Below are 18,785 nucleotides of genomic sequence, written 5' to 3'. Positions count from 1 at the left end.
TACCGGTAGGGTCGCGCGGTGAAAACCGTGCAGGTCACCTCCCCCGGCGGCGACGAGTGGCGCGTCCGTGTCGTCTGGTTGCCGCGCTGGTCGGCGCTGTTCCGCCGGTTCGGCGCGTGGCGGCGGCGCCGCGCGGGCGAGCCCGACCGCGGCGGCCTCGGCGACCTGAACGGCTGCGGCGACCTGGGCGGCTGCGGGGGCGACGACCTGGGCGCGATCGTGTTCGGCATCCTCCTGCTGGTCGTCGGCGGTCTGCTGTTCTGGTTCATCCTGCTGCCGCTGCTGCTGCTCGTCGTCGACGTCTTCGTCGTCGTGGCGCTGCTGCTCCTCGCGATCCCGGCCCGGGTGCTGCTGCGGCGGCCGTGGGAGGTCGAGGCGGCCTGCGACGACGGGCGGGTGGAGAAGATCTTCTCGACCGGGGTGGTCGGCTGGAACCGGGCGCTGCGGACCCGCGACGAGATCGCGGAGAAACTCGCCCAGGGCTTCCCCGCGCCGATCGTCGGAACCCTGAAGACCCGGCCGAGCGGGCCGCCGGCCGAGGACCAGCCGGCGGCCTGAGCCGGGTCTACTTGCCGGATCCGGCGACCATCTGCCCGTACGTGCCGAGGACGCGCAGCTGCTTGCCGCCGCCGCCGGCCGGCGGGACGTAGATCAGCGCTTCGAGGATGTACTTCGTCTGCATGTACTGGGTGTACCTGCCCTTGAGGAACCCGGAGCCGTTGTAGGTCATCCACGAGCCCTTGTGGATGTCGTACCGCATCCCGATCGTGACGGTGGTGAAGACCAGCGCGCCGCCGTCGGCCGCCGTCAGGGCGTAGTCCGGATAGGACGGTGCGGCGGCGATCGTCGCCTTCACCTTCGAAGCCGAGCTGCCCTTCTCCCGCGCGACCCAGTCCACCCAGCCGTCCGCCCCGGCGAACCGGTCCAGCGCGCCGTTGTCGAGGCGCTGCGCGTACAGGGCCGCGACCTTCGACGGCGGCACGACCACGTCCGCGGCGTCGAGCGCCGGCGCCGTCGCGAGGCCGCCGTCGTCCACCCGCACCGCCGGCACGTCGCTGTCCGCGTCGGTTCCCTTGGGGCTCGCCACCTGCAGCCACGGCCCGTCCTTCGCGGCCTGGCGGAAGAGCAGGTAGCTCCACGCCACGTCCGGCTGCTTGCCCTTGTCGCTCACGTGGGCCCTCGCCAGGAACCACCGGGGGTACGCCGAGACGGCCGGGATCGAGAACGTCGCGTCCACATAGGTGAACTCGCTGATGCCGGCCTTCTTCGGGTTCAGCAGCCGGTCGTTGGTGAGGTCGCCCTTGTCGGCGTCCAGGCTCGGACCGCCCTCGTACGCGGCCAGCCCCGCGACGTCCCGAGCGGCGTTGACCTTGTTGTTGACCACGATGTACGCGTCCAGCACGGCCTTGGCGTCGGCCTGCGTCACCTGGACGAACCCGGGAGCGGCGGCGCTCGCGGACGCGGCGGGGGCTGCGGCCGGGTGAGCCGGGCCGCAGGCAGCCGACAGGAGCAGCCCGAGTCCAGACAGGACGATCAACGGGCGCCTGTATTGATCTTTCATGTTCGCAGCATATCCACGTCGGCCGACATCGGATCATGGCGCCGCTTCGCCCTGTGGATAACCGAGGTGACTACGCGGATGAACCGGTACGCCGCAGCCGGGCGGCGATGGTGGCCGCGGTGCACCCGAGCACCGCGGTGACGGTTGAGGCGAGCAGGAGCAGCGACATGGCGGTGCCGAGGTCGTCGTTGACCGCATAGCTTGCGATGTCGGGGAATCGGCTGGTGGAAAAGTCGCGGATCTGCCCGGCGTCGTAGGGGCCGCCGGCGGTCAGCAGCGCGCCACCGGCCAGCGCGAGGAAGAGCACCAGTCCGGCGATCAGGGCTGACAGCAGCGCGGCCCGCCGCCCCGCGGCACCCGTGCGGCCCTTGCGGACGGCCGCCCAGCCGACGGTCAGCGGCGCGAGCGGCAGGGCGAGGAGCAGCAGCGAAAGAGCCGGCCGCGCCTGGGCGTAGGTGACGGCGGTGTAGCCGAAGACGATCCACACCGCCGCGGTGCCCAGGCCGCCCGCCAGCGCGAAGCCCGCCGCCGCGCCCCGGCGGACGAGCAGGAGCGCGAGCATCGCCATGCCGGCGACGAGGACGGCGAACACGGCCAGCGCGGGCAGGCCGCCACCCCCGTCGAGGATGGCCGGATAGCGCACCAGACCGTAGGCGACCAGTCCGACGCAGCCCGCCGCGGCGGCCGGCACGAGGACGGTCACCAGCCGGCCGGTGTCGGCCTGCCGGGCGGGCAGGAGCGCGACGGCGACGAGGCAGCCCACGGCGAAGCGCCAACGCCTCGCGCGTGACGGCGACTGCTCCAGCTCGCCGAGCATCGCCTGCCCCCAGTCCGCCCGGTGCTCGGGCAGGAAGCCGGTGACCCAGGCCAGCAGCCGGGCCGGCGCGTCGGCTGCCGGCGCGGCGGCGGATCCGGGGACCCGGCGGCGGCGCAGCAGAGCCGCGATCAGAATGGCCAGGGCGCCGAGCAGGGCGAAGGCTTCCAGGATCCGCATCACAGTCCTTAACTCTACTCATGTAGCAATAAGAAGCAAGACCCCTGAGCGACGGCGCATGGCATCCTGGAGGCCATGCTGATCTACAAGATCCTGCTGCCCGAGGAGTGGGCGGAGTTCCAGGCCGCGGGCCGGTTCGACGGCTCGCCGTTCGACCACGACAGCGGTTTCGTCCACTGCTCCGGCCGCGACCAGGTGGCGAGGACCGCCCGCCGGTTCTTCGCCGACGCGCCCGCGATCGTGCTCGTCGCACTGGCCGCCGACCGCCTCCCCGTACGCTGGGAGCAGGCCTCCGACGGCGTCTTCCCGCACGTCTTCGGCCCGCTGACCGCCGAGGCGATCGAGTGGTCGGGACCCGCCACGCCGTCCACTGTGGAGGACGCGCTCAGTCGATCGCCTCGTGACGGGTGAGGCGTACCTCTTCGATGTCCAGGCGGGTCTGGATGTGGCGCAGCACGATGTCGTCGATGCTGCCCTCGTCGCGCAGCCGCACGACGGTCGCCCGCTTGCGGGCCAGCACGGCCAGCTTGAGCTCGGTGTACTGCTCGTCGTAGCGCAGCGCCGGCTTGTCGTCCGCGTCGGCGTCACCGGCCCGCAGGATCCGCAGGTGCTTCTCGTACTCGTGCCGCAGCCGGTCGAGCACCTTGTCGTCGGTCAGCAGGTCGTCGGCCAGTTGCGGCATCGCCGCCAGCGCCTCCTCGGTCGCCTGGATCTCGGCCCGGTGGCGCTCCTGCGCCACCGAGTCGTCCTGCGGGAGGGCGGCCCAGCGCACGACCCTGGGCAGGATCAGCGCCTGGGCCAAGGTGATCACGATGACACCGGTCGTCACGAACACGATGGTCTCGCGGTGCGGGAACGGCTGCCCGTCGTCGAGCAGGCGCGGCACCGCGAGCGCGGCCGCCAGCGACACCGCGCCGCGGAAGCCGGAGAACCCGCTCACCACCCGCGCCTTCGGGCCGATGCGGCGCAACCGCTGCTGCGGCCGCCGGTCGATCGCGCGCAGCACGTACGGGGTCGTGAACAGCCAGAGGAAGCGTACGCCGATCACCGTCGCGGCGACGGCGGCCACCGCGATCAGCCCGTCGGTGAACGCCTTGCCGTCCTCGGCGCGCACGGCCGCCTGCACCTGGAGTCCGATGAGGACGAACAGCGTACCGTTGAGCAGGAAGGTCGTGATCGACCAGAACGCCTCGGACTGCTGGCGCGACTCCGCCCGGATCACCCGCGGCCCGGCCTGGCTCAGGTAGAGCCCGGCGATCACCACCGCCAGGACGCCGGACGCGTGGATCAGCTCGGCCAGCAGGAACGCGGTGAACGGGGTCAGGATCGTCACCACGTTGCCCAGCAGCCGGTCGTCCACCACCCGCCGGGCGGCCGCCGACGCCCACCCGACCGCCAGGCCGGCCACCGCTCCCCCGGCGTACGCGAGCAGGAAGAGCCAGCTGACGTGCAGCGGCGTCAGGTGCTCGGCGCCGACCGTGATGCCGACGGCGAGCCCGTAGATGACCAGGGCCGTGCCGTCGTTGACGAGGCTCTCGGCCCGCAGCACCGTGACCTGCCGCCGAGGCAGCGCGCGGGCCAGCACCGAGACGGCGGTGGCGTCGGTGGGCGCGACGGCGGCGCCGAGGACCCAGGCGGGGGCCCACGGCATGCCGAGCAGGTGCGCCACGGCCGCGACACCGGCCGCGGTCGCGATCACCAGCAGGGTGCTCAGCAGGACGATGACCCGCAGGTTGGACCGGATCTCGCGCAGCGACGTGGTGAGGCTCTCCCAGTACAGCAGCACGGGCAGGAACAGCAGCAGCACCACCTCGGGCGGCAGGCTCACCGCCCGCAGCGCCGGCACGAAGCCCAGCAGGACCCCGCAGGCGAGCAGCAGCACCGGTGTGGCTATGCGCAGCCGCTCGGCGAGCAGCCCGCAGACGAGCAGGGCGACGCCGATGATGACGACGAGTTCGAGGCCGAGCAAAGGGGCACCACCTACGGGTTCGGGTCCCGTTCCCGGCGACGGCGCCGGACGACGTAGACGATCAGCGCGACGACCGCGACCGTCGCGACCACGAGCGCCGAGATCTCCCCGAAGCGCGCCGCGACCCGCTGGTACGCCGCCCCCGCAAGATACCCGATGAGGACGACGGCGGTCCCCCACACGATCCCGCCCGCGGCGTTGTACGCGAGGAACGTCCGGTACGGCATCCGCGCGCTGCCGGCCAGGAACGGCATGGTCGCCCGGAAGAACGCGATGAACCGGGCCAGGAACACGGCCGGACCGCCGCGGCGGGCGAGGAGCCTCTGGGCGGCCTCGACGCGGTCCCGGCGCCGTTCGAGCACCCGGCTCCGCAGCACCCGTACGCCGTACCGGACGCCGATCTCGTAGCCGACGGTGTCGCCGAGGATCGCCGCGGCGGCCACCACGAACAGCAGCACGGCCACGTTCGTGTGCCCGGTGCTCGCCGTGACCCCGCCGAGGACGGCCGCCGTCTCGCCGGGCAGCAGGAAGCCGACGAAGATCGCGTCCTCGGCGAACACGACCAGCGCCACGACGAGGTAGACCCAGATCGCGGGCAGGCTCGTGATGCGGTCGACCAGTCCGCTCATCCGCGGTTCACCATCCGCCCATCATGCCTCGGCCGGGTCCGGGGTATGGCCGGCCATACCCCGAAGATCCGAGGAAACCGGGTGGGCTGGAGCGGCCCGCTCGACCATGATCATTCGCATGATCACTTCCGCCCCCGTCGTGGAGCTGGCCGACGTACGCCGCGCGTACCGGTCCGGGGACACCACGACCGTCGCGCTCGACGGCGTCTCCCTGTCCGTAGGGTCCGCCTCGTTCACCGCCGTCATGGGCCCCTCCGGTTCCGGCAAGTCCACGCTGCTGCAGTGCGCCGCCGGGCTGGACCGGGCGGACTCCGGCCGGGTCGTGCTGGCCGGCCTCGACCTCGGGACCGTCCGCGAGCCGCGGCTGACCGTCGAGCGGCGTACGCGGGCCGGGTTCGTCTTCCAGGCGTACAACCTGATCGACGCGCTGACGGTCGAGGAGAACGTGCTGCTGCCGCAGCGGCTGGCCGGGACCCGGGCCGACCGCGCGTACGCCCGGGAGGTGCTCGGTGCCGTGGGCCTGGGCGGGCGGGAGAAGGCCCGCCCGGCGCAGCTGTCGGGTGGCCAGCGCCAGCGCGTGGCGCTGGCGCGCGCCCTGGCCGGCCGGCCCGCGGTGATCTTCGCGGACGAGCCGACGGGCGCCCTGGACATCCAGTCCGGCAAGGAGGTGCTGGCGCTGTTGCGGCGCGCGGTCGACGAGTTCGCGACGGCCGTCGTCATGGTGACCCACGATCCGGCCGCCGCCGCGTGGGCCGACCGCGTCGTGATCCTCGCCGACGGCCGGATCGTCCGCGATCTCGCCGCGCCCACCGCCGAGCAGGTCGCCGAGCACATGATGGCGGTGACGAAGCGATGATCCGCCTCGCTCTGGCCGGCCTGCGCAGCCGCCGGGCCGCCTTCGCCGGCACGTTCCTGGCCGCCGTGCTCGCCGCCGCCCTCCTCGGCGGCGCCGCGCTGCTGCTGTTCTCCGTCCTCACCGCCCGGCCCACCACGCACCGCTTCGACGCCGCCGCCGTCGTGGTCGGCGGCGACCGCACGGTCAGCCTCACCACCACGAAGGACAAGGGCAAGGGCAAGACGAAGAGCAAGACCAAGACCGAGCGGCTCGCGGGCGCGCCGCCGCTGCCGGCCGCGTGGGCCGCCCAGCTCGCCGGCCTGCCCGGGGTCGGCAGCGTCGTCGCCGACTACAGCTTCCCCGTCACCTTGACCACATTGGACGGTACGCCGATCGGCACCCCCGTCGCCCACGGCTGGTCCTCGGCCGCCCTGCTGCCGTTCACCCTGGCCGCCGGGACCGCGCCGGGACCGGGCGAGCTGGCCGCCGACCCGTCTCTCGGCCTGCGCCCCGGCGACCGGGTCAGGCTCGTCACGCGTACCGGGGTGCGCGAACTGACCGTGTCCGGGACCGTGGCCCAGCGGCTCGACGAGCAGTCCGCCGTCTTCGTCGCCGACGGGCAGGCCGCCGCCGTCTCGGGGCTCACCGGCCCGACCGCGTACGCGTTGACGGCGGCCGACCCCGCGGCCGTAGCGACGGCGGCCCGACAAATGCTCGGCGTCTCGACCGTCTACACCGGACCCGACAAGGTGGACGCCGACCTGCCGTCGGCCGTACCGGACTACATCGCGGCCATCTCCATCTTCGGCTTCGTCATCGGCATCACCGCGTTCGCGACCGTCTTCGTCCTGACCGGCACGGTGTCCCTCGCCATCCGCCAGCGCCTGCGCGAACTGGCCCTGCTGCGGGCGGCCGGGGCGACCCCGCGCCAGCTCGGCCGGCTGCTGAGCGCCGAGACCCTGCTCGTCACCGCCGTGGCCGCCGTCGCCGGTACGCCGCTCGCGGTCGTGACCGCCGAGGTGATCGCCGCCCGCTTCCGGACCCTCGGCGCCGTCCCCGAGCAGTTCTCCGTACGCGTCGACGTCGCCGTCCTGCTGGCCGCGGCCGCCGTGGTGCTCCTGATGGCGCAGCTCAGCGCCCGGCTGGCCGCCCGCCGCGCGATCCGGATCGCCCCGGCCCAGGCGCTGCAGGAGACCCTCGCGGAAGGCCGGACCGGTGGACTCCCGCGTACGCTGATCGCGCTCGTCGCCACCGCCGGGGCGATCGTCATCCTGGCCGTGGTGCCGCTCGACGGCCCGTTCGGGATGGGCATGACGTTCATCTCCAGCGCCCTCCTGCTGACCGCCGTCGCCGCGGCCGGACCGCTGCTGGTCGCCCTGGTCGGCGGCCTGCTCAGCCGGCTCGCCGCCGCGACCGGGATCACCGGCTGGCTCGCCGGGGCGTTCAGCCGCGCCGAGAACCGCCGCGTCACCGCCGTCGCCGTACCGCTCGCGCTGATGTTCGCCATCAACGCGCCGATGCTGCTCAACGGCCGCCTCAGCGCCGAGCTCGCGGCCGACCAGGAACGGCTGCGCACCGTTTCCGCGGTGGGGGTGGCGGCCGGCGCCCTGCCACTGTCCGATGTAGAGAAAGTGACCGGCGACTACACGGCCCTGCTCCCGACCCGGCTCATCGTCGACGAGGGCGGCAAACCGGAGGACTACGCCGCCTACGGGATCCGGAACGGGGACCGGCCGGTCCTCGACCTCGGGCTGACCGGGGACACCGGCGGGCTGGCCGCCAGCGCGTACCTGGTCCGGGCCCGCGGCTGGCACCTCGGCGACACCGTGCACGTCTGGTTCCCCGACGGCTACGCCACCGACCTCACCCTCACCGGCGTCTTCGAGCGCTCCCGCGGCCTCGGCGACCTCCTCGCCCCGGCCGGCCTGGTCGCCGCCCACGACCCGCGGGGCGTGGTCACCCGGATCGCGCTGGGCGGCCACCAGACCGTCCCCGGCATGCACATCCGTCCCGCCCAGGCGGTCACCCCCGGCGACGCCGACGAACAGCAGGGCGCCTGGGAAATCATGATCGCCGTGTCGCTCGGCTTCACCGCGATCGCCGTCGTCAACACCTTCGCCGTCGCGGCCGCGGCCCGCCGCCCGCAGTTCGCCCAGCTCCGCCTGCTCGGCGCCACCCCGCGCCAGCTACGCCGCATGGGCGCCCGGGAGGCATTCGTCGCCGTGGCGGCGGGTCTGCTGCTCGGCGTCGTCGTCACGTCGATCGTGGTGGCCGCATTCAGCACCGCCCAGGACGGCCTGCTCCGCCTCGTCGTCAGCCCGTCGCGGTACTTCGGCCTGCTCGCGGGCATCGGCGTACTCGGCCTGCTGGCCGGCACCCTCCCCTTCCACTGGATCCTGCGCCCCAGCGACAGATCAGACGTGTGAGTGTCCTTGATGACGTGGAGAAGTCCAGCCCGGTCGCCAGCCCGACCACCTTGATCAAGTACCGCTATTTCGGCACCGCGATACCGATCTCCTTGATCAAATACCGTCATTTCGGCAGGAGAGCGCTCCCCTGCCGGATAGACGGTATTTGATCACGGTCATGCGCCACGGAATGCCGTAATAGCGGTAAACGATCACCCGCGGCGGACCACTCGACAGAGACAGCTCGATCGCCCGGTATCGGAGGTGTCCCCGGGAGCCGTCGGCGCCGCAACGCGTATTCCCGGATGGAAGCGGAAGAGCGACGGCGCGGAAGCGAGAAGCTGGATTTGATCTTGAATGGGACTGTGGGAGACTTCGGCCGATGCGGAACGTGAAAGCCCTCGCCTACCTGGTGACCAGCATGGTCGCCGGCGGGGCGGGGCTGATCTGGACGCTCGCCACCTCCCTGCTGATGGCCGTGGGCGCGGTCACCGCGCTGGGCGCCCCGGTGTTCCTCGCCGTGACCTGGCTGGACCGCCGCCTGGCCACAGCCGAACGCCACCGCGCGGCGTGGGTTTTACGACAGAGAATCCCGGACCCCTACCTGCCGACGACGGGATCAGGATGGGCAAGAGCGGCCGCGGTCGCCGCGCAGCCCGCGACCTGGCGGGACATGGCCTGGTTCCTCGTCCTGTTCCCCCTGGGCCTCGTCTTCGGGATCGCCGCGACCGTCGCGACCGCGGTGACCGCCGCTCTGATCCTCGCGCCCGCCTGGGCCTGGTCGGTTCCCGAACGGCGCGCGCATCCCCTTGTCCGCCAAGCCATGGGTACGCTGCCCGGCGAACTCCTCCTGACCGCCGCCGGTCTCCTGGCCGCGCCGCTGGTCCTGTGGCTCGTCCGCCGGCTGGCGGCCACTCAGGCGCGGGTCGCCGCCGCGCTGCTCGGCCCCGGGGAGCACGGCCGGCTCGTGCAGCGGGCCCGCCAGCTGGCCGAGACGCGGGCGCGGGCGGTGGACGCGCAGGCCGCGGAGCTCCGCCGGATCGAGCGTGACCTGCACGACGGCGCGCAGGCGCGGATCGTGGCCGCCGGCATGACGCTGGCGCTCGCCGAGCGGCGGGCGCGTGACGGCGTGCCGGTCGTCGAGGACATGGCGACCGCCCGCCGGCAGCTCGACGCCGCGCTGGCCGAGCTGCGCCGCCTCGTCCGCGGGATCCACCCGCCCATCCTCACCGACCGGGGCCTGGACGGTGCCCTGAACGCGCTGGCCGCCGACTGCCCGATGCCCGTCGAGATCACCGTCGACCTGCCCGTACGCCTTCCCCCGGCGGTGGAGTCGGCGGCCTACTTCGTGGTGGCCGAGGGCCTCGCCAACGCGGTGAAGCACGCCGCCGCCACGACCTGCACGGTGACCGTCACGATCCCCGGCCCCGTACGCGTCCTCGTCAGCGACGACGGTGCCGGCGGAGCCGATCCCGCCGGGGCGGGTCTCGACGGGCTGCGCCGCCGCGTCGAGGCGCTGGACGGCACCCTGATCGTCGCCAGCCCGGCCGGCGGCCCGACCCAGTTGACCGCGGAGTTCCCATGCGCATCGTGATCGCCGAGGACCTCGTGCTGCTGCGCGACGGCCTCGTCAGCATCCTCACCGGCACCGGCCACGAGGTCGTCGCGGCCGTCGGCGACGCGGAGTCCCTCGTCCGGGCCGTCACCGACCTGCGGCCGGACCTGTCCATCGTGGACGTACGCCTCCCGCCCACCTTCCGCGACGAGGGCATCCGGGCGGCCCTGCGACTGCGCCCGGACCCGATCCTCATCCTGTCCCAGTACGTCGAGCGCACGTACGCCGCCGACCTGCTCGCCGACGGCCGGGGCGCGGTCGGCTACCTGCTCAAGGACCGGGTGACCGCGCTCGACGACTTCCTCGACGCGGTCGAACGGGTCGCCGCCGGGGGGACGGTCATGGACCCCGAGGTCATCCAGCAGCTCTTCGCCCGCAACGCCCGCAACCGGGGCGTCAACGCGCTCACCCCGCGGGAGCGCGAGGTCCTCGGCCTCGTCGCCCAGGGCCTGTCCAACTCCGCGATCTGCGCCGCCCTCGTCCTCGCGCCGCCGTCGGTCGAGAAGCACATCGGCAACATCTTCGCCAAGCTGGGCCTGCCCGCCTCCGAGGACGGGCACCGGCGCGTGCTCGCCGTCCTGGCGTACCTCAACGGCTGAGCGCGTACCTCAACGGCTGAGCCTGTCTGACTCGTAAGTCAGGAATGCCCGTGTCAAGGGATTGTGGCGCTTGTTGCGAAGATTGGTCGATCCCGTAACTTCGATGTCACGATGGCCGAAGGATCGTCCCCTGTGGACACAGGAGACGCCGCCGACCGATCGGAGAACATCGGAATGCAGCTCAGGCGTACCCTCTTCCTGGCCGCCGCAAGTCTGTCCCTCGCCGTCAGCCTGGTGCCCGCCGGCTCGGCCCAGGCGGACCCGAAGAACCCGACCCCCGTCGCCGTCTACGACACCCTGCCCGGCGCCCGCATCGGCGAGCGCGTCGGCGCGGCCGAACTCGCCACCACCGCCCCGCCCGGCCAGGTCTCGCCGCAGACCGTCGCCTGCGACGGCGACGGGACCAGCGGCAAGCGCGTCGAAGTCCTGTACATGCGCGAAGCCACGATGCCCGACCGCTACACCCAGTTCCTGCCGATGTTCCGCGCCTGGCTCGCGGACACCGACGACGTCTACAACGACGCCGCGGCCACCAGCGGCCGCAGCCGCCACCTCCGCTACGTGACGACGACCGTCGGCAGCAGCTGCGTACCGGTCGTGCGCAACCTCGTGGTCCCGGCCGGCGGCCTGGCCACCCTCGACACCAGCATCGCCGCGGCCCAGGCCGCCGGCTACGCCAGCACCGACCGCCACTACCTCATGCTCACCGAGGCCACGAGCATCTGCGGCGTCGGCCAGATCCAGGGCGACGACCTCACCACCGGCTCGACGAACCTCAACAACGGCCTCGCGTACGCGCGGGTGGACGCGATCCCGAACTGCTTCGGCGAGAACGCCATCGCCCACGAGCTCGGGCACACCTTCGGCGCCGTGCAGCTGAGCTCGGCCCACTCCGACACCACCTGGCACTGCCTGGACCAGTGGGACCTCATGTGCTACGGCGGTACGCCGTCGTGGAACTGTCTGCAGTGGAACGACTACCGCGTGCCCGACTGCAACCGGGACGACTACTACAACGCCAACCCCACCGCCGGCTCGTACCTGGCGACCCACTGGAACACGGCGAACAGCGCGTACCTGATCGCCGGCGCGACGGCCGACTCGGATCCGCATCCCAAGGTCGGCAGCACCTACGTCATCACCAACTCCGCCACCGGCGGGGCGCTCGAACCCATCGGCGGCGTCACCACCCCGCTGACGGAGCTCAGCCAGCGCACCCGCGTCGACACCCCCAGCCAGAAGTGGCTGATGGGCTACACGACCGGCCTGCAGTTCATCAACGTCGGGTCGCGGATGTGCGCCGACAGCTCGTACAGCGGCACCACGCCCGGCACCACCCTGCTGCAGTACATCTGCAACGGGCAGGACGGGATGCGCTTCGCGTATCTGCCGGTCGGCACCAACACGTACGCCATCATCGACTGGCTGTCCGGGCTGGCCCTGACCGCCGGCAGCGCGTACCCCTCGCCGGTCACGCAGGAGACCTACACCGGCGCGGCCAACCAGCAGTGGGTGTTCAACTCCGTGGCCGACGCGACCCCGGTCAACGGAACCGTCTACAACATCCAGGGCATCGACAACCGCGACAACGTGGACGTGGCCGGGGCCTCCACCGCCTCCGGCGCGCTCATCACGCACTCGGCGCCCGGCACCGCCACCAGCCAGCGCTGGACGGCCCAGGCCAGCGGCTCCTACTGGAAGTTCGTCAACGGCAACAGCGCCAAGTGCCTCGACCTGGTCAGCGCGAGCACGACGGCCGGCGTACAACTGCGCCAGGCGACCTGCAGCACGGCGACCACCCAGCAGTGGACGCTGCGCAAGGTGGCCAACGGCACGTTCTTCCTGGTCAACCGCTACAGCGGCCTGGTCGCGAACATGACCACGAGCAGCGGTTCGACGCTCGACCAGCAGGTGATCACCGGCGCCAGCCGCAACCTCATCTGGTACCTCAACCCGGCGTAGCCCCGCGTAGCGCCTTCGACTTCACTCCCGCGGCGGGCGGCGTGGCACTGGGGGTCCACGCCGCCCGCCCATCCGGACACGCGTACAGGAAAACGAACTTCACATGCCGTAGGTGGAGGCGTAGTAGGACGCGAGCGTGTCGCGGTCGATCGGGTCGAACTCGGGCGCGTGCTTGACGTGATCGCGGGTGCGGTCGACGAACACGGTCTTCTCCTGGTGGTCCACGCGGTCGACGATCCCGGCCGGGACCACCACGATCCGCCCGAAGATCCACGGCCCGGTGTCGACGACGAGGAAGCCCTCGCCCTGCTCCTTGACGTGCCCCACGTCGCCGTCGGTGGCGGCGACCTTGTACCCGGTGAGGTCGAGATCGGTACCGGGGCCACCCTCGACCCCCTCCGCCCGCGGCGACGGCGCGGCGTCAGGGGTCGTCTCGGTGTATCCGCCGGCGAGAAGGGTCGGGTCCCGCCAGCTCCAGGGGTCGAATCCGAAAGGCTGCATAGCGGGCATATACCCGTCTTCCCCGCCGATATCCCCTCGTGGCAGGCTTCGTTCATGAAGGTTTTCGTCTCGGTGGACATGGAGGGCGTCGCCGGCATCGTCGACTGGGCGCAGTGCGTCGCCTCCGGCGAGGATTACGCGCTCGGCCGGGACCTGCTCGTCGGCGAGGTGAACGCGGCCGTCACCGGCGCGATCGCGGCCGGCGCCACCGAGATCGTGGTCAACGACGCGCACTCCGTCATGCGCAATCTGCCGCCGGAACGGCTGGCCGGGCGGGCGGCGTACCTGTCGGGACGGTTCAAGCCGCTGTACATGATGCAAGGTCTGGACGAGACGTTCGACGCGATCGTCTTCCTCGGCTACCACGCCGCGATGGCGACGCCGGGCGTCCTGTCGCACACCTACAATCCGCGGGCCATCGCCGATGTACGCCTCAACGGCGTCACCACCGGCGAGGCGGGGCTGAACGCGTTGGTGGCGCAGCACTTCGGCGTACCGGTGGCGGTCGTGACCGGCGATCAGTACGTCGGGCCGGAGGCGGCACCGTTCTGCCCGGGGATCTCGGCGATCGAGGTCAAGGAGTCGATCAGCCGGTTCGCCGCCCTCAACCGCCACCCCGAAGCCGCCCGTACGCTGATCGAACAGGGCGTACGCGACGCGCTGAGCCGGCTCGACGGCCTCACGCCGCCCGGGATCGCCATGCCGGGTTCGGTGGAGATCCGGTTCCTGTCCCCCGACATGGCCGAGCAGGCCACCTGGATCAAGGGCGTACGCCGGCTCGACAGCGTGACGGTGGAACTGGCCGGAGACGAGCCGTTGGAGCTCTACCGCAGCTTCATCGCGATCGTCTACCTGACGCGATCCCTCGTCGAGAACTGACCTTCAGCGGGCGGCCCACCGGACGGGCGGAATCCGAGGGCGCGCCCTGGCTGACCGCAGTGGTGCCGGTCCGCCAGGGCGCGCTCGTCGTGTCCCAGTTCATCGATTCAGGCGTTGGCGGCGCCCGAAGTCATCGATCCGTCGGCTCGGACACCGGGCCTTCGAGGTCGAAGATCGGAATCCGTTTCGGGTCGTCGCGACTCCATACCGAGAAGATCCATTCGCCGTAGGGAAAGTCGCTGGCGATCTCGAAGAGACGGCCTTGCGACGTCGTCGCACTCAGGTCGAAGCCGAACTTCGATGACCGGAACCCGACGTCCACAAGCTCGTCTCCGAGGAGGTCGTCGAGGCCGGACGACGGCGACGCATCCGGGCCCGGTAGGCCCGACGACGCCACCAGCCGCCCGCCCGCGAGGAGGCGCCAGTTCGTGTTGACGCGCAGCCGCCACGACGCTCCGCTGATGGCCACCCCATCAGCATCGCCCGTCGCCTCCTCGACCCGGAGCGGGAGGTACGCCCGGATGTCATCCAAGATCGACTGCACTACGGCTCCAACTCGATATGGGTACGCTCGCGGACGTACTGCTTGGAGTTGACCCCCTTCGGCGGCTGCACCGGTTTACCCGTGAACGGGCTGACCGGTGCGTCGGATCCGTTGGTGAAGGATGCGCGGAGTCCGGCGTTACCGTTCGCCGACGGCTGCATGACCCGGATGCGGCTTCCATCCGGCAGCTGGAAGCCGGTCCCGGCGGATTTCACCGGGAACGTGCTGAATCCCGGCTCACCCGCGTCGACGGCAGCCTGCAACCCGCCCTCCAAGCGTGACGCGCTCGTCGGAACCACCGTACCGCGGGAATCCGCCACGAACGTCGGGCGTACGCACGCGGCGTTGTTGTTGTGGACGAGGATCGGCGTGGTCCCCGCGACGACGTAGTAGGTGTGGTCCACGTCGACCGTGAGGTCGCGCATCTCGGCCCCGCCGGTCCACGAGCGGACCGAGACCACGCTTTCGCCCGCCGCCGCGTACGCCGTGGTGGGTGCGGCCTGCAACATCGTCGCCGGCACGAGCGCGGCGGCGAGGACCCACGCCTTCGCCGATCGGCTCCAGAACGGGTGGTGCTGCGTGGTACGCAGAACCGCGGTCCTGCCCGTCGCGGCGTCCTTGACGGTGACGTCCGCGAGATCGGTGTCATGGTTGACATAGAGCGCCGTGACCGGCCGGGCACTGGACTTGCCGGTGACCGGGTCGGTGGCCATGACCTCGTCACCGATCTTGACGTCCTTGATCGCCTTCGTCGTACCGTCGGCCATCAGGACCCTGGTCGAAGGGTCGAAGCTGTGGCAGCTCGACGCCCGTCCACCCATGACGGCGCCGATGCCGCCCGCGATCGCCACACCCGTCCAGTTGACGTGTCCGGTACCGATGAGCTGCGCGCCGATGTCTCCCACGGCACCGGCCACGAACCCGGAGACCATCCGGCCGCCGAGCTTGGCCGCGAAGCCGCCCATGGCCCCGGCGAGCTTGCCCGCGACCACGCCGCCGACGCCACCGGTGACCAGACCGATCCCGCCCTGCAACGCGCCCTGCCCGAGGGACCCGAGAGCGTCGCCGAAGCTGTGGATGTTGCCGGTCGCGGCGTCCTTGCCGAGGTTGATCAGTGCCGCGGCACCGACCGCGCAGGCGGCCGCCCCGACTCCGCCGGTGACCGCCGTGCAGGCAAGGCCCGCCGCGACGCCGGCGACGATGGCGCCGATCTGGATGATCGCGTCCTTATGCTCCTTCACCCAGGTGGCGCTGGCGTTGTAGGCGTCCTTCACCGCATGGGCGACGCTCTTGGCGGCCTTGGCCACCTTCTGCACCACGTGCGCGGCGGCCTGCTTGACCCGGTGGTACGCCTGCTTGACCTTCTGCTTGATGTGGTTGACCTGTTTGCCGACCCAGTGTTTGGCCCGCTGATAGGTGTGCTTCACCCAGTGCGTGGCCTTCTTCACCACATGCCGCACGTAGTGGACCGCTCGGTGTACCGCGTGCTTCACCGCTCGGGCGATCCGGTGGACCGCCTTCTTCACCTTGTGCACGACCTTCTTGACGGCCTTGACCGCCTTGTGCACGACGTGCGTGGTGGCGTGCCAGGCCGAGTGGGCGTACATGGCCGCGTAGTTGAAGGACGAGCTCGCATAGTGCGAGACCGCGTGCGAGACCTTCTTGACGGCCTTCTTGATGGCCTTGATCGGGTTCCAGCCCCAGTGCCCGGTCGGGTCGACGGTGAGCAGCGGGTCGCCGTCGCCGTACTGGTAGCGGTTGGCGTCGATCGAGTCCGGCACCGGGTCGTTGTCGGCGGTGTCCCGGTTGTCGAACGCGCCGATCGCCGGGTCGTACCACCGCGACAGCATGTTCACCCGGGCGGTCGCCGGATCGGTCCACTCCGACTGGAAGCCCAGGTTGCCCAGCTTGGCCGCGGTGGCCAGGACGTTGCCGAACGGGTCGTACGCCGTGGAACCCGTGAGCGCCGTCCCCGCCGCCGTGAACTGGCCGACGACGTCGGTGTGCTGGTCGGTCCAGGCGAACACGGCGGTCCCGGCCTTCACCCCCACGACATCGCCGTCGGGGTCGCGGCTGTAGGTCGCCGCCCCGTCCGAAGCGACGTCGTTCTCCGCACCGGAGTACGCGAGGGTGGTCGAGCCCGAGGTGAGAACCCGGCCGAGCCCGTCATAGGTGTAGTTCTGCGTGGCTATACGGGTCTGCTGGCCGTAGGCGTCGCTGGCGTAGGTCTCCGTCGACCCGCTCGCGACCGCCGAGGCCATCGTCCCGCGCGGCGTGTACGTGTACGTCTTCTGCCCGTCGCCGGTCAGCTCGTCGCGCTCGTCGTAGATGAGCGTGCGCCCGCCCATCTGCGTCCGGTTGCCGGAGGCGTCGTACGCGTACGTCGTCGTGGTCGTGCCGTTGTTCCACGACAGGAGCCGGCTGGCCCAGTCGTAGGTGTAGGTGTTCGTGGCCGATCCCGCGAAGCCGGTCGTCGTCTTGGACGTCTCCCGGCCGTTGAGGTCGTAGCCGTAGGACACCGACGCGACCGTGGCATTGGCCGACGTCTTCAACGTGTCCGACGCCAGGCGGCTGGCCGCGTCGTAGGTATACGCGCGATAGCCGCTCGCCCCGTAGGTCGCCTTCGTCAACCGGGACAGACTGTCGTACCCGTAGGTGACGCTCTGCCCCGTGCTGCCGTCGTTCACCGTGACGAGCCGGTCGGCGTTGTCGTACGCGTACGTGCTCGTCCCGGCGGCGTCCTGCCGGCTGGCGAGCAGGCCGTCGGCGGTGTAGCCGAAGGTCGAGGCGCCGGACGCCCCGCTGGCGGTCGCGAGCGCACCACGGTCGTTGTAGGTGAACGTCTCCGTGGCGGTGCCCGCCTTGGCCGAGGTGAGGTGCCCGGCCAGGTCGTAGCCGAAGGTCCGGTCGGCCGTCGCGGCGTCTGCCCCCGAACCCGTCTGGCCGATCAGGTTACCCAGGTCGTCGTACGCCGACGTGAGCGTGACCCCACCGGGCATCGTCTGCTTGACCGGCTGGGCGGCGGCGTCGTAGCTCGTCGTCCAGGTGCGGTCGTTGGCGTCCGTGGCCGTGGCCGGTTCGATCTGCGATTCGGTCAGGCCGAGGGTGTTGTAGGTGGTGATGTGCTTGTTGCCGCGGCCGTCGGTGTAGCGGGTCCGGTGGCCGAGCAGGTCGTAGCCGAACGAGGTGACGATGTTGCCCGTCGCCGAGATCGGCTGCGTCTCCCCGGTCACGAACCCGGTCGCGTCGTAGGTGAACGAGGTGGTGTGGCCGAGCGCGTCGGTCGCCGAGAGCCGGTTGCCGTTGCCGTCGTACCCGGAGGTGATCTGCGAGATCAGCGCGCCCGTCGAGCTGTACGCCTTGACGGCGATCTCGTTGCCCGCCTCGTCGAACACCGACGTTCGCTTGGACCCGTCGGGCATCGCGACCGCGGACTCGCGACCGAGATAGTCGTACTGGTACGTGGTCGTGTTCCCGTACGCGTCCGTGGCCGTCGTGCGGTCACCGGCATTGTTGTACGTGTAGGTCTCGTACGCCCCCGACGGCTGCGTCACCTTCTGCAGGTAACCGCTCGGGGCGTACGCGTACTGCGTGGTGAACGCCTGCCCGGTCGACCGCTCGGTCTGCGTCTCGCTCGTCGTACGCCCGACGAAGTCGTAGGTCGCCTGGGAGTACGCACCGACCGCATTGGTCGTCTGCAGAAGGTTGTCGTCGAGGTCGTAGACGTTGCGGACGACACCGCCGTTCGGCAGGGTGACCTTCGCGGTACGGCCGAGCTGGTCGTAGACGTACGTGGTGGTCTTGCCGAGCTGGTCGGTCTGGGTCAGCAGCTGCCCCGAACCGTCATAGGTGGCGCTCGCCGTCGGCGTGATCGGCGTCGAGGATCCCGGCGGCGTGTACGACGGCTGCTGGGACTTCACCAGGCGGCCGGAGGCGTCGCGCGACATCCTCGTGACCTGTCCGCTGGCGTCCTGGACCTCGACCTCGTCGCCGAAGGTGTCGAAGCCGGTGATGGTGACCGGCCGGGCTGAGACCGGCGTACCGCCGTTGGTCTCGACGTTGACGGCCGGTCCGGTCGTGATGACGAGGTTGTCGTTCTCGTCGTACGCGTAGTCCGCCCGGTTCCCGAGGGGATCGGTCTCCGACAGCTGCAACCCGCGCTGGTCGTAGGTATACGTAGTGGTGTTGTACGAATCACCCAGCGGCCGCCCGGCCAGCCCGTTGCCGTACAGGGTGGACGCTTCGGCCGCGGTGATCGCGCGCTGGTAGACCTGGACGTTGCCGATGGA

15 protein-coding genes are annotated in these 18,785 nt (G+C 71.3%); 8 read left to right on the top strand and 7 right to left on the bottom strand.

Annotation, left to right across the window (positions count from 1 at the left end):
- Window positions 1-18: 18 nt before the first annotated feature.
- Window positions 19-558 carry a hypothetical protein gene (locus tag G401_RS0132370; protein ID WP_157546657.1) on the top strand — a complete coding sequence of 180 codons (540 nt, stop codon included), beginning with the start codon at window positions 19-21 and terminating at the stop codon, window positions 556-558.
- Window positions 559-565: 7 nt separating this feature from the next.
- On the opposite strand, the gene G401_RS0132365 is transcribed toward G401_RS0132370, so the two are convergent.
- Together G401_RS0132365 and G401_RS0132360 are read right to left on the bottom strand one after the other, a co-directional pair.
- Window positions 566-1,561: a hypothetical protein gene (locus G401_RS0132365; protein WP_157546656.1), complete on the bottom strand. Its 996-nt coding sequence runs from the start codon at window positions 1,559-1,561 to the stop codon at window positions 566-568.
- A 70-nt stretch (window positions 1,562-1,631) separates the two neighbouring features.
- Window positions 1,632-2,555 carry a hypothetical protein gene (locus G401_RS0132360; RefSeq protein ID WP_027345743.1) on the bottom strand — a complete coding sequence of 308 codons (924 nt, stop codon included), beginning with the start codon at window positions 2,553-2,555 and terminating at the stop codon, window positions 1,632-1,634.
- Between the two features lie 75 nt (window positions 2,556-2,630).
- On the opposite strand from G401_RS0132360, the gene G401_RS0132355 reads away from it, so the two are divergent.
- Window positions 2,631-2,966 carry a DUF952 domain-containing protein gene (locus G401_RS0132355; RefSeq protein ID WP_027345742.1) on the top strand — a complete coding sequence of 112 codons (336 nt, stop codon included), beginning with the start codon at window positions 2,631-2,633 and terminating at the stop codon, window positions 2,964-2,966.
- Here G401_RS0132355 and G401_RS0132350 read toward each other — a convergent pair.
- A complete protein-coding gene (locus G401_RS0132350; protein ID WP_027345741.1) occupies window positions 2,941-4,524 on the bottom strand; it encodes a Na+/H+ antiporter in 1,584 nt (527 codons plus the stop codon). The genes G401_RS0132355 and G401_RS0132350 overlap by 26 nt on opposite strands.
- Before the next feature lie 11 nt (window positions 4,525-4,535).
- The gene (locus G401_RS0132345) at window positions 4,536-5,153 is read right to left on the bottom strand and encodes a DedA family protein (RefSeq protein WP_027345740.1); all 618 of its coding nucleotides are present in this window, start codon (window positions 5,151-5,153) and stop codon (window positions 4,536-4,538) included.
- Between the two features lie 118 nt (window positions 5,154-5,271).
- Here G401_RS0132345 and G401_RS0132340 point away from each other — a divergent pair, with 118 nt between their 5' ends.
- From G401_RS0132340 to G401_RS49970, 5 genes are all read left to right on the top strand, one after another.
- Complete coding sequence (locus G401_RS0132340) at window positions 5,272-6,009, top strand: ABC transporter ATP-binding protein (RefSeq protein ID WP_211240907.1); 738 nt, start codon at window positions 5,272-5,274, stop codon at window positions 6,007-6,009.
- Window positions 6,006-8,414 (top strand): ABC transporter permease, encoded by a 2,409-nt coding sequence (locus tag G401_RS0132335; protein ID WP_027345738.1) that lies wholly within the window; start codon window positions 6,006-6,008, stop codon window positions 8,412-8,414. Before G401_RS0132340 ends, G401_RS0132335 begins: the two co-directional genes overlap by 4 nt.
- Before the next feature lie 364 nt (window positions 8,415-8,778).
- Window positions 8,779-9,990, top strand: a complete 1,212-nt coding sequence (locus G401_RS0132325) for a sensor histidine kinase (protein WP_027345737.1) — start codon at window positions 8,779-8,781, stop codon at window positions 9,988-9,990.
- Window positions 9,978-10,610, top strand: a complete 633-nt coding sequence (locus tag G401_RS0132320) for a response regulator transcription factor (protein ID WP_027345736.1) — start codon at window positions 9,978-9,980, stop codon at window positions 10,608-10,610. Before G401_RS0132325 ends, G401_RS0132320 begins: the two co-directional genes overlap by 13 nt.
- 132 nt (window positions 10,611-10,742) lie before the next feature.
- Window positions 10,743-12,572: an RICIN domain-containing protein gene (locus G401_RS49970; RefSeq protein ID WP_051367466.1), complete on the top strand. Its 1,830-nt coding sequence runs from the start codon at window positions 10,743-10,745 to the stop codon at window positions 12,570-12,572.
- 99 nt (window positions 12,573-12,671) lie between these two features.
- Here the strand turns inward: G401_RS49970 and G401_RS0132310 are convergent, their stop codons facing one another.
- Window positions 12,672-13,073: a hypothetical protein gene (locus G401_RS0132310; protein ID WP_027345735.1), complete on the bottom strand. Its 402-nt coding sequence runs from the start codon at window positions 13,071-13,073 to the stop codon at window positions 12,672-12,674.
- Between the two features lie 54 nt (window positions 13,074-13,127).
- On the opposite strand from G401_RS0132310, the gene G401_RS0132305 reads away from it, so the two are divergent.
- Window positions 13,128-13,952, top strand: a complete 825-nt coding sequence (locus G401_RS0132305; protein WP_027345734.1) for a M55 family metallopeptidase — start codon at window positions 13,128-13,130, stop codon at window positions 13,950-13,952.
- A 130-nt stretch (window positions 13,953-14,082) separates the two neighbouring features.
- On the opposite strand, the gene G401_RS0132300 is transcribed toward G401_RS0132305, so the two are convergent.
- Both G401_RS0132300 and G401_RS53635 read right to left on the bottom strand, forming a co-directional pair.
- The gene (locus G401_RS0132300; RefSeq protein WP_157546654.1) at window positions 14,083-14,484 is read right to left on the bottom strand and encodes a hypothetical protein; all 402 of its coding nucleotides are present in this window, start codon (window positions 14,482-14,484) and stop codon (window positions 14,083-14,085) included.
- 11 nt (window positions 14,485-14,495) lie between these two features.
- Window positions 14,496-18,785: polymorphic toxin-type HINT domain-containing protein (locus tag G401_RS53635; protein ID WP_027345732.1), on the bottom strand; the 4,290-nt coding region annotated here is incomplete at its 5' end.

Origin of the sequence: Hamadaea tsunoensis DSM 44101, assembly GCF_000428945.1 — a bacterium.
Classification (GTDB): domain Bacteria; phylum Actinomycetota; class Actinomycetes; order Mycobacteriales; family Micromonosporaceae; genus Hamadaea; species Hamadaea tsunoensis.
Note: the sequence above shows the minus strand (reverse complement) of the source record. Positions and strands in the feature narration are given on the sequence as shown.